This is a genomic window from Pseudomonas sp. KCJK9058, assembly GCF_046230975.1.
Classification (GTDB): domain Bacteria; phylum Pseudomonadota; class Gammaproteobacteria; order Pseudomonadales; family Pseudomonadaceae; genus Aquipseudomonas; species Aquipseudomonas alloputida.
On record NZ_JBJJLR010000023.1, the window covers coordinates 70,183 to 80,592 of the forward strand.

Genomic DNA, 10,410 nt, shown 5'->3' on the forward strand with positions numbered 1-10,410 from the left:
TCTGGCAAAGCCCTGACGTCGACCGCCCGATCAGGCAAACTGGCAATGACCCGGCATATACCGCATACTTATCGGCAAATGCCGAAAAGGAGCCTGCCATGCTTGCCGAAGTGCTTCGCGACAACGGTTACCACGAGTACCGGGCGCGCTTGCAGGCGCTGCTGGACATTCCCGAGCTTGCCAGTGACTTCGAAATCCACACCCGCATCACCGATGGTTTTGCCGCCACCTGGTTGGTAAAGCTGACCGAACGCGGTGTGCTCACGCCGGTGGAGCGCGACCAGATCATCCCGCTGCGCACCCTCAAATCCCGTATCGAGCGCGACCAACCGCTGACCGTGGATGAGAGCGATCGGCTGTTCCGCTCGGCCCACATCACCGCCATGGCCGAGGCTGTGTTCGGTGAAGCGGGCAAGGCCAAACGCTGGCTTTCCAAGCCCAAGGAGCGTTTCTCGGGGCTGACGCCGATGCAGATGCTCACCACCCAGCAAGGCACCACGCAGGTCGAAGAAATGCTGCTGCAGATTGCCGAGGGCTATGGCCTGTGATTTTGTGGCGAATCAGCGCCTATGCAGACTTGAGTGGTACGGGGGGCTTGCGTGTAAGTGGCCGCTGGCACCAGGCGGGTCGGCCGGTGGTGTATGCCGCCACCAGCCCTCCCGGGGCGATGCTGGAAGTGTTGGTGCACCTGGAGATCGACCCCGAGGATTTCCCGACCACCATGCGCTTGCTTCGCATCGAACTGCCCGACACGGTTTCCCAGGCGCAGTTGCCCGCTTTGCAGCCTGGCTGGTCTGCTCAGCCTGAGTTGACCCGTACGCTGGGCAATCGCTTTCTGGATGACGGTTCGGCATTGCTGCTGCCGGTGCCAAGCGCGATCATGCCCAGCACCACCAATTACCTGTTCAACCCACGGCACCCGCAGGCGCAGAGCGCGAAAATCCAGGTTGAGGATTTCACCCCGGACAGCCGCCTGTTCTAGCCTCTGTACGAAAAGTCTTGAGACGCAGGTCAGGCAAGGCGAAAACAGCCGAGGTGGTCACCACAGTGCGGCCGATGCTGTCGTCAGCACTCGGCCAAACACTTCGAGCGCCTTGTCCACGTCAGCCTCGGTGCTGAAACGGCCGATGCTCAAGCGCACACTGTTGCGAGCCTGACGCTCATCCAGCCCCAGTGCCAGCAGCACATGCGAGGCAGCGTTGCTCGCCGAGTTGCAGGCCGAGGTGGTCGACAAGGCCAGCTCGCCGGCCAGCGCCGCACTGTTGAAGCCTTTGCTGTCGATGCACAGGTTCAAGGTATGGGGAATGCGTTGCTTGGCGCAGCCGTTCAGGGTAACGCCGGGCATGGTCAGCAGGCCTGTGCGCAGGCGTCTTGCCAGTTGCTCGAGGCGCTGGTGCTCGCTGTCGCCAGGTTGGCCGGCCAAGGCAAAGGCGCTGCCCATGCCCGCTATCTGATGGGTCGCCAGGGTGCCGGAACGCAGGCCCTGCTCATGGCCGCCGCCGTGCATCTGCGCACGCATCAGCACGCGGGCGCGCGGCCCGACATACAGCGCACCGATGCCTTTTGGCCCGTAGACCTTGTGCGCCGAAAAAGACATCAGGTCCACGGCCATCGTATGCAGGTCGATTGCCAGCTTGCCCACGGCCTGCGCGGCATCCACGTGCAGAAGGGCACCGTGGGCACGCACCTGCTCGCCGATCGCGGCAAAATCGGTGACCGTGCCCAGTTCGTTGTTGACCGCCATCAGCGATACCAGGCGGGTGTCAGCGCGCAATGCTGCCTGCACGCTCGCGGGCTGAATCAGGCCAGCGGCATCCGCTGCCAGGCGCGTAACGGCCCAGCCCTGGCGTTCCAGCTCGGCCACGGTGTCGAGCACGGCTTTGTGTTCCAGCTGGCTGGTGATCAGGTGCCCGGGCTGGCCGATGCCTTGGGCAATACCCTTGAGCGCCAGGTTGTTGGACTCGGTCGCGCCCGAGGTCCATACCAGGTGCTCGGCGTGCGCGCCGACGCACTCGGCGACTTGTTGGCGCGCCTGCTCCACGGCGTGACGTGCAGCCTGGCCGAAGGCGTGGCCGCTGGACGCCGGGTTGCCGAAGTTGGCCTGGTTACCCAGGCAGGCGAGCATGGTTTCGATAACCCGGTCGTCGACTGGGGTAGTGGCGGCGTAATCGAAGTAGAGTGGGGCGCTAGGCATTGAGGGCGGGTCCGTGTCAGTGGCCGTGAAATCGGCAATCATTGACGTAAGCGTACCTGCCAGCAGCGGTATTTTTTCGTTTCCCTCAGGTCGATTCGCGATTATTTTAGAAAAAAATTCTCTATCGAAGATCTTTCATGGGATTTTCTACTTTGCCTGGTGAGGGCCATGAAGGGTCCCTCGCCGGCACCGTCAGGGCTCCAGAGCCTTCTCTTCCTCTGCAACCACGCGCTCGCACAATTCCGTGATCTGCTCGCGCATCCAGCGGTTGGCCGGGTCCTGGTCGGTGCTTTCATGCCAGTACAGGTGCGTTTCCAGCGCAGGGACCTCCACCGGCAGCGCCTGATAACGCAACTGATGGCGACGGGCGAAGCGCTCGGGGACCGTCATCGCCATGTCGGTCTGCTGCAACACCTGCGACGCCATCAGGTAGTGTTGCGAACGCAGGGCGACCTTGCGTTGAACACCCATCTTGCCCAGCGCCAGGTCGACGTAACCCAGGCCGTTGCGGCGGCTGGAGATATGGATGTGGGTCATGCCCAGGTAGCTGTCGAGGGTCAGCTTGCTGTCGGCCAGCGGGTGACCTTGGCGCAGGGCGCAGACATAGCGGTCTTGCATCAGTTTGATGTGGCGCACCTGCGGGTCGGTGTTCAGTGGCGCGTCGATGGCAAAGTCCAGGCGGCCGGCCGCGAGTTCCTTGGTGGTCTCGCGGCGCTTGCACAGGAAGCTTTCGATCACGACTGCCGGCGCCAGACGGCGCAGGCGCTGGAACAGCGGCGGCAAGATGACCGCCTCGGTCAGGTCGGTCATGCTGATGCGGAAGGTCTTGTTGGCCTGCTGCGGGTTGAAAATGCGGCTTTCCTGCACCGAGGTCCGCAGCAGCGCCAGCGCGTTGCGCACAGGGCCGATGATGTTCTGCGCCATGGGGGTGGGCACCATGCCTTGCGCGGTACGCACGAACAGCGGGTCATTGAAGGTTTCGCGCAGGCGCGACAGGGCATTGGACACTGCCGGCTGGGTAATGCCGACAATCTGCCCGGCGCGGGTCAGGTTGGCTTCGGTGTAGATCGCATCGAACACGATGAACAGGTTGAGGTCGACCTTGCTAAGGTTCATGGGCGCCGCTCTTTGTTGGAATTATCGGCCGATCATATATCGGTTATGAATGTTTATACACGCGGAAAATAGACTAGGTGGATGGAGCAATGCTGCTCTAGGCTCTGGCCCAAGTACTCCGAACTGTGAAGGTAGCCCAGATGGATTTCGCCTATTCGCCCAAGGTCCAGGCACTGCGCGAGCGTGTCACTGCGTTCATGGACGCTCATGTCTACCCCGCCGAAGCCGTGTTCGAGCGCCAGGTCGCCGAGGGTGACCGCTGGCAGCCCACTGCAATCATGGAGGCGCTCAAGGCCAAGGCCCGCGCCGAAGGGTTGTGGAACCTGTTCTTACCAGAGTCGGAATACGGCGCCGGCCTGAGCAACCTGGAGTACGCACCGCTGGCAGAGATCATGGGCCGCTCGTTGCTCGGGCCGGAGCCGTTCAACTGCTCGGCGCCGGACACTGGCAACATGGAAGTGCTGGTGCGCTACGGCAGCGAGGCGCAGAAACGCCAGTGGCTGGAGCCGCTGCTGCGTGGCGAGATCCGGTCGGCGTTTGCCATGACCGAACCGGACGTGGCCTCTTCGGACGCCACCAACATGGCTGCTACAGCCATACGGGACGGTGACGAGTGGGTGATCAACGGCCGCAAGTGGTGGACTTCCGGCGCCTGCGACCCGCGCTGCAAGGTCATGATCTTCATGGGCCTGTCCGACCCTGAAGGGCCACGCCACCAGCAGCATTCCATGGTGCTGGTGCCGACCGACACGCCAGGCGTGAAGATCGTCCGCCCGCTGCCGGTGTTCGGATATGACGATGCGCCCCATGGTCATGCCGAAGTCCTTTTCGAGCATGTGCGGGTGCCGTACGAAAACGTGATCCTTGGCGAAGGCCGCGGCTTCGAAATTGCCCAGGGCCGCCTGGGCCCAGGCCGTATCCACCACTGCATGCGCTCGATCGGCATGGCCGAGCGCGCACTGGAGTTGATGTGCAAGCGTTCGGTGGAGCGTACTGCTTTTGGTCGGCCACTGGCCCGCTTGGGCGGCAACGTCGACAAGATCGCCGACTCGCGCATGGAAATCGACATGGCCCGGCTGCTGACGCTCAAAGCGGCCTACATGATGGACACCGTCGGCAACAAGGTGGCCCGTAGCGAGATCGCCCAGATCAAGGTGGTGGCGCCGAACGTGGCCTTGAACGTGATCGACCGGGCTATCCAGATACATGGCGGAGCAGGGGTAAGCGGCGATTTCCCGCTGGCCTACATGTATGCCATGCAGCGCACCCTGCGCCTGGCTGACGGGCCGGATGAAGTGCACCGGGCGGCGATTGGCAAATACGAAATTGGCAAGTATGTGCCGGTGGAGATGTTGCGTAGCGGGCGGTGAACGCGTCAGCCTGCGCCGGCCAATTCGCAATCAAGCCCGCGCCTGCAGTGATTGCGCAAAGTCCTGCAACTTGTAGGACGTATCTGAATTTTGGCTGAGGCCACTTGAATCTCCCTTGCTGGTGATAGGTTTCCAACCTGAATCAAGTACAGGGAGTTCATATATGCGCGTCAATCTAGAGGGGAAAGGTCAGGCGGTAGATGGCGATGTCACCACAACGGGTGCTGTCTGTATTGCGACGGGGGCCGGCTATCTAGACGAAGGCCGAATGGTGCTCCGTGAAGGCGATCACACCACGCCATGCCCTCTTTGTGGGCAGGCGGGAACTGTCGCCGAAGGTGTGGATCACTTTATTTCAGATGGCCAGCGGGTGGCTATGGATGGTGCGTTGGTTGTCTGTGGCTGTTCGCCGGGCACCAACCGGGTAGTCGCGCCCTTGTATGAGGCTCCGCCGTCCATGCACTCCATTGCAGGGCGTGCCAATACCCACGCTGCCGAGCTGTCACCCACCTTCAACCCCGAGCGCTTCTCCCAACCGGTAATAGGTGCACTGCCTGGTTCGCTGGAGCCTGGCTTCTACGTGGTTCCACGACGCATGTCGTTTCCCCAGATACTGCTTCAACTGGCCGGTCACGATTCCACGTTGCCGATCTCACGGTTACAGCGGCTCAACCCCACGTATGCGCAAGGGTTCAAAGCTGGGGAAATCTTCGTTATCGGTGATCCTGACAATGGAAATGCCTGCACGCGCGAAGAGGGAGAGCTTATGGCGGCTGCGCAGCATGCGCGGCGTGCGCTGGAGGCACTCGACTACGTCGAAGCGGATTTCATGATGCAGCACCAGGCCGAAATCGCCGGCTTGCTCAGCAACGCCAGTCTGTCCATGGGCGTGGGCAAGGACATGCTGGATCAAGGCTTGAAACAAGTAAGCAATACCTTGACCAGCATCGAGCAATTGCACCAGCGTGAGTTCATGCACCATGGCCATTTGAATAGTCCGGGTTTCTTCGCCGAGCGCAGGCGGTTGTTGCAGCAACTGGATGGCCAGTTGAAAGCGGCGTTGCTTAATAAGCAACTGAATCTGGGGAGCTATGAGCGGCTGAAGAAGAGCTTGAATATCTCTACCAAGAGCCTGGTGCACCATTGGTCGAAAGCGGGCGGACCGGGGCAGATTCCGGGGTATGCGACACATCTTGAGAAGGTGGCGCGGTTAAGTAAGTACCTGCAATACGGAGGGTATGCAGCGATTGGGCTGGGCGGGACCTCGTCTTATCTGAAAGTAAATGAAGTCTGTCGGGCCGGGGAGACTCGTGCTTGTCGAAAGGTTCGGTTTACTGAAGCGGGAAATTTTGTAGGGGGGCTAACGGGAGGGTTGGTAGGCGCCTCTGGTGGAGGTGCTGCAGCAGCTGCGTTATGCGGTATTTTTGCGGTGGGTACCGGTGGGTTTGGTGCAGTGTGCGGGATTGCGATCGTTGGCGCCGCCTCTTCTGCAGGCGCTATTGGTATTGGCGCCCTCGGAGAGCAAACCGGTGAACTCCTTCATGAGGTGACTGATGATTGACTTTGACAATTGGTCCCCATTGTTGCAAATAGGATTCCTGATTGCGCCTTTCGTCCTAGGCCTTGCGGGGATCGCTATCAATGTGAAAATTGCTTTGTCGAGTGATTTTGATGTCGCCCTTTCAGCGATCACGAGCAACCCCTATCTTGAGCAGATGAAACCTGTATGGGGCGGGCGAAACCTAAGGCATCGATGCCTACTGATGAGTACAGTAAGCGCTTTGGTCACATTCCCAAGGTTACATTTACGCCTCGGATGGTTGAACGAAGCGGAGCTTGACAATTTTCCCCCAAAGTTGAGGCGAGATATGGGAGCAGCCCTTTGGTTGATCTTGATTGCCTCACTTTGGGGAGCGGTTGGTTACTTCATCATCAAGCAATGATTGCAACTCAGACCCGTAACTGTGGGTCATTCCTTTTTTCTCCCGTTGTTTTCTTATCGTTAGCTGCTTTTTCTATCGTCTTGTCGTCTTTATTCAACGTCTGCCCCCGCGTCTTGATCAACGAAATCACCACCCCACCCAGCAACAACCCGAATGTCACGCCCAACGACAGCAGCGCCGGCACCTTGCCCACCATGCCGTGGTAGAAAATCTTGCAGCCAATGAAGATCAACACCAGCGCCAGTGCGTACTTGAGGTAGACGAACCTGTGCATCAGCGCCGCCAGCGCGAAATACAGCGAGCGTAAGCCGAGGATGGCGAAGATGTTGGAGGTGTAGACGATGAACGGGTCCTGGGTGATGGCGAAGATCGCCGGCACGCTGTCGACGGCAAACACCAGGTCGGCCAGTTCGATCAGTACCAGCGCCAGAAACAGCGGGGTGGCATAACGCAGCGCCTTGCTGTGCCCGGCCGGGGTGTGGCGTACAAAGAAGTGCGAGCCATGGATCTGGTCGGTAACCCGCATGTGCCGGCGCACGAACTTGAGGATCGGGTTGTTGGCCAGGTCTGGGCGGCTGTCTTCCTTCGACAGCGCCATTTTCACCCCGGTAAACAGCAGGAAGGCACCGAAGATGTAAAGCACCCAGGCAAAGTTCTGTACCAGCGCCGCGCCCACGCCGATCATGATGGCCCGCAGGAACACCACGCCCAGGATGCCCCAGAACAGCACGCGGTGCTGGTAGCGGCGGGGGATGGCGAAGTAGCTGAAGATCATCGCCATGACGAACACGTTGTCCATGGACAGCGATTGCTCGACCAAAAAACCGGTGTAGAACTCCAGTGCCGACTGCGCGCCCAACTGGTACCAGACCCCCGCGCCGAACAGCACACCGACACTGAAATAGCCTGAATACAGCAGCAGGCTCTCGCGCATTTCAATTTCCCGGTCGTGGCGGTGCAGCACGCCCAGGTCGAGTACCAACAAACCGATGACGATGGCCATGAACACCAGCCACAACCAGGCGCTGGTACCGAGGACAGGTGTTGTGAGGAATGCTTGCAGAGCTGTCATGAGCCCCTCCTTGAATGTCGACGTTGCAAGGCAACAGTGATCCGACATGGCGGCTTGGCAGCCGTCAGAGGGGCCCGGTATCACATGGGCTTGAGCCTAGACCCGTTTGCCCGTGATGCCGAATGGGGAGCTGTTACATTTCTTTGCCAGTGCAGCGCTCAGGACCGCAATCCTTTGCTCAGCCCGTTCCCTTCTATTAAGTAACCTCGGTTATAGCCAAAACCAATCGAAAGCATGAGCTTTGCCAATGAGCCTTCAGCGGGATGATTAGTTAGGATTCTATCCATCAACTGATTCCAACCCCATGAAGGAGTGTCTCTCATGCCAATCATCAACAGCCAGGTCAAACCTTTCAACGCCACCGCCTACCACAAAGGCGAGTTCGTTCAGGTCAGCGAAGCCGATCTGAAAGGCAAGTGGTCTGTCGTGTTCTTCTACCCGGCCGACTTCACCTTCGTTTGCCCGACCGAGCTGGGTGACCTTGCTGACAACTACGCCGAGTTCCAGAAACTGGGCGTGGAAATCTACGGTGTTTCCACCGACACCCACTTCACTCACAAAGCCTGGCACGACACTTCGGACACCATCGGCAAGATCGAATACCCGCTGATCGGTGACCCGACTCACGTCATTTCGCGCAACTTCGACGTGCTGATCGAAGAAGCCGGCCTGGCCGACCGCGGTACCTTCGTGATCAACCCGGAAGGCCAGATCAAGATCGTCGAGCTGAACGACGGTGGTGTAGGCCGTGATGCTGCTGAACTGCTGCGTAAGGTCAAGGCTGCTCAGTACGTTGCCGCTCACCCAGGCGAAGTGTGCCCGGCCAAGTGGAAAGAAGGCGAAGCCACTCTGGCGCCGTCGCTGGACCTCGTAGGCAAGATCTAAGGTCATGCCCATAACGCGGGCGGTAAGCAGCCGCCAAAGCTGAAGTACCTACCGCCCCGTCAAGCGCCCGGGCGACCTCGCCTGGGCGTTTTTGTATCCGAGTTTTGAAAAAGGAATCGCCCGTATGTTGGACGCCACGCTTAAATCGCAACTGAAAACCTACCTGGAGCGGGTCACCCAGCCGATCGAGATCGTTGCTTCCCTCGACGACGGCGCGAAGTCCCGCGAATTGCACGACCTGCTGGTAGAGATTGCCAGCCTGTCGAACCTCATTACCTTCAGCGTGGACGGTACTGATGCCCGTCGCCCTTCGTTCTCGCTGAACCGCCCGGGTGCCGATATCAGCCTGCGCTTCGCCGGCATTCCCATGGGCCACGAGTTCACATCGCTGGTGCTGGCACTGCTGCAAGTGGGTGGCCACCCGTCAAAGGCCAGTGCCGAAGTGATCGAGCAGATCCAGGCCCTGGAAGGTGAATTCAACTTCGAAACCTACTTCTCGCTGTCGTGCCAGAACTGCCCGGACGTCGTCCAGGCACTGAACCTGATGGCGGTACTCAACCCCAACGTGCGCCATGTTGCCATCGACGGTGCGCTGTTCCAGGACGAAGTGGAATCGCGCAAGATCATGGCGGTTCCGAGTATCTACCTCAACGGTGAAGTGTTTGGTCAGGGCCGTATGGGCCTGGAAGAAATCATTGGCAAGATCGACACCAACGCTGGCGCCCGCCAGGCCGAGAAGATCAACGCCAAGGAAGCCTTTGACGTGCTGGTTGTCGGCGGTGGCCCCGCTGGCGCCGCTGCTGCCATCTACGCTGCCCGCAAGGGCATCCGCACCGGTGTTGCAGCCGAGCGCTTCGGCGGCCAGGTGCTGGACACTCTGGCCATCGAGAACTTCATCTCGGTGCAGGAAACCGAAGGGCCGAAGCTGGCCACGGCGCTGGAAGAGCACGTCAAACAGTACGACGTCGACATCATGAACCTGCAGCGCGGTGAAGCGCTGATTCCGGCCGCCGAGGGCGGTCTGCACGAAGTGCGCCTGGCGGGGGGCGCTTCGCTGAAGGCCAAGACCGTGATCCTGGCCACCGGCGCCCGCTGGCGCGAAATGAACGTGCCGGGTGAGCAAGAGTACCGTGGCCGCGGCGTGGCCTACTGCCCGCACTGTGACGGCCCGCTGTTCAAGGGCAAACGCGTGGCGGTGATTGGCGGCGGCAACTCGGGTGTGGAAGCGGCCATCGACCTGGCCGGTATCGTCGCCCAGGTGACGCTGATCGAGTTCGACAGCCAGTTGCGGGCCGATGCGGTGTTGCAACGCAAGCTGCGCAGCCTGCCGAACGTCAACGTGATCACCAGCGCGCTGACCACCGAGGTGCTGGGCAATGGCGAGAAGGTCACCGGTCTGCGCTACAAGGACCGCACCACGGATGAACAGCACGAAGTGGCACTGGAAGGCATCTTCGTGCAGATTGGCCTGTTGCCCAACACTGACTGGCTGAAGGGCACCGTCGAGCTGTCGCCGCGTGGCGAAATCATTGTCGACGCCAAGGGCCAGACCAGCATCCCGGGTGTGTTTGCAGCAGGTGACGTGACTACCGTGCCGTACAAGCAGATCGTCATTGCGGTGGGTGAGGGGGCCAAGGCGTCGCTCGCGGCCTTTGACCACCTGATTCGGACTTCGGCACCGGCGTAAGCCTGTACGGCCCTTTCGCGGTTGAAGCCGCTCTCACAGGACTGCGCAGTTGTTGAAACTGTGAAGATCCCCGTAGGAGCGGGTTTACCCGCGAAGAGGCCGGGTCTGCTGGCCAATCACCACCCGCCGTTCACCGTTGCTGT

General features: G+C 60.4%; 10 protein-coding genes. 7 read left to right on the plus strand and 3 right to left on the minus strand.

Features of this window, described 5'->3' with window-relative positions; genetic code table 11:
• The first annotated feature begins 98 nt into the window (after positions 1 to 98).
• A complete protein-coding gene (locus tag ACK59Z_RS14360) occupies positions 99 to 548 on the plus strand; it encodes an antitoxin Xre/MbcA/ParS toxin-binding domain-containing protein (protein ID WP_003250525.1) in 450 nt (149 codons plus the stop codon).
• On the plus strand, positions 545 to 982 hold the full coding sequence (locus ACK59Z_RS14365; RefSeq protein ID WP_012052908.1) for an RES family NAD+ phosphorylase: 438 nt from the start codon (positions 545 to 547) through the stop codon (positions 980 to 982). The genes ACK59Z_RS14360 and ACK59Z_RS14365 overlap by 4 nt, the downstream gene beginning before the upstream one ends.
• 57 nt (positions 983 to 1,039) lie before the next feature.
• Here ACK59Z_RS14365 and ACK59Z_RS14370 read toward each other — a convergent pair whose 3' ends face one another.
• Together ACK59Z_RS14370 and ACK59Z_RS14375 are read right to left on the minus strand one after the other, a co-directional pair.
• Positions 1,040 to 2,194 carry a cysteine desulfurase family protein gene (locus ACK59Z_RS14370; RefSeq protein WP_108191465.1) on the minus strand — a complete coding sequence of 385 codons (1,155 nt, stop codon included), beginning with the start codon at positions 2,192 to 2,194 and terminating at the stop codon, positions 1,040 to 1,042.
• Positions 2,195 to 2,386: 192 nt separating this feature from the next.
• The gene (locus ACK59Z_RS14375) at positions 2,387 to 3,310 is read right to left on the minus strand and encodes a LysR family transcriptional regulator (protein WP_004573723.1); all 924 of its coding nucleotides are present in this window, start codon (positions 3,308 to 3,310) and stop codon (positions 2,387 to 2,389) included.
• A gap of 140 nt (positions 3,311 to 3,450) precedes the next feature.
• Here ACK59Z_RS14375 and ACK59Z_RS14380 point away from each other — a divergent pair, with 140 nt between their 5' ends.
• From ACK59Z_RS14380 to ACK59Z_RS14390, 3 genes are all read left to right on the plus strand, one after another.
• Positions 3,451 to 4,680, plus strand: a complete 1,230-nt coding sequence (locus ACK59Z_RS14380) for an acyl-CoA dehydrogenase (RefSeq protein ID WP_014861774.1) — start codon at positions 3,451 to 3,453, stop codon at positions 4,678 to 4,680.
• Positions 4,681 to 4,843: 163 nt separating this feature from the next.
• Positions 4,844 to 6,241 (plus strand): PAAR domain-containing protein, encoded by a 1,398-nt coding sequence (locus tag ACK59Z_RS14385; protein WP_108191398.1) that lies wholly within the window; start codon positions 4,844 to 4,846, stop codon positions 6,239 to 6,241.
• A complete protein-coding gene (locus tag ACK59Z_RS14390; protein WP_054888684.1) occupies positions 6,234 to 6,623 on the plus strand; it encodes a hypothetical protein in 390 nt (129 codons plus the stop codon). The genes ACK59Z_RS14385 and ACK59Z_RS14390 overlap by 8 nt, the downstream gene beginning before the upstream one ends.
• 7 nt (positions 6,624 to 6,630) lie before the next feature.
• On the opposite strand, the gene ACK59Z_RS14395 is transcribed toward ACK59Z_RS14390, so the two are convergent.
• The gene (locus tag ACK59Z_RS14395; protein ID WP_004573717.1) at positions 6,631 to 7,695 is read right to left on the minus strand and encodes a TerC family protein; all 1,065 of its coding nucleotides are present in this window, start codon (positions 7,693 to 7,695) and stop codon (positions 6,631 to 6,633) included.
• 321 nt (positions 7,696 to 8,016) lie between these two features.
• Between ACK59Z_RS14395 and ahpC the strand changes: the two genes are divergently transcribed.
• The gene (gene ahpC / locus ACK59Z_RS14400; RefSeq protein ID WP_003250537.1) at positions 8,017 to 8,580 is read left to right on the plus strand and encodes an alkyl hydroperoxide reductase subunit C; all 564 of its coding nucleotides are present in this window, start codon (positions 8,017 to 8,019) and stop codon (positions 8,578 to 8,580) included.
• 124 nt (positions 8,581 to 8,704) lie between these two features.
• Positions 8,705 to 10,267 carry an alkyl hydroperoxide reductase subunit F gene (ahpF, locus tag ACK59Z_RS14405; protein ID WP_108191399.1) on the plus strand — a complete coding sequence of 521 codons (1,563 nt, stop codon included), beginning with the start codon at positions 8,705 to 8,707 and terminating at the stop codon, positions 10,265 to 10,267.
• The last annotated feature ends 143 nt before the right edge of the window (positions 10,268 to 10,410 follow it).

Coding starts and splice junctions, on each gene's coding strand:
- ahpC (WP_003250537.1), top strand. CDS start 8,017: ATGCCAATCATCAACAGCCAGGTCAAACCTTTCAACGCCACCGCCTAC.
- ACK59Z_RS14385 (WP_108191398.1), top strand. CDS start 4,844: ATGCGCGTCAATCTAGAGGGGAAAGGTCAGGCGGTAGATGGCGATGTC.
- ACK59Z_RS14390 (WP_054888684.1), top strand. CDS start 6,234: ATGATTGACTTTGACAATTGGTCCCCATTGTTGCAAATAGGATTCCTG.
- ACK59Z_RS14375 (WP_004573723.1), bottom strand. CDS start 3,310: ATGAACCTTAGCAAGGTCGACCTCAACCTGTTCATCGTGTTCGATGCG.
- ACK59Z_RS14370 (WP_108191465.1), bottom strand. CDS start 2,194: ATGCCTAGCGCCCCACTCTACTTCGATTACGCCGCCACTACCCCAGTC.
- ACK59Z_RS14395 (WP_004573717.1), bottom strand. CDS start 7,695: ATGACAGCTCTGCAAGCATTCCTCACAACACCTGTCCTCGGTACCAGC.
- ahpF (WP_108191399.1), top strand. CDS start 8,705: ATGTTGGACGCCACGCTTAAATCGCAACTGAAAACCTACCTGGAGCGG.
- ACK59Z_RS14380 (WP_014861774.1), top strand. CDS start 3,451: ATGGATTTCGCCTATTCGCCCAAGGTCCAGGCACTGCGCGAGCGTGTC.
- ACK59Z_RS14360 (WP_003250525.1), top strand. CDS start 99: ATGCTTGCCGAAGTGCTTCGCGACAACGGTTACCACGAGTACCGGGCG.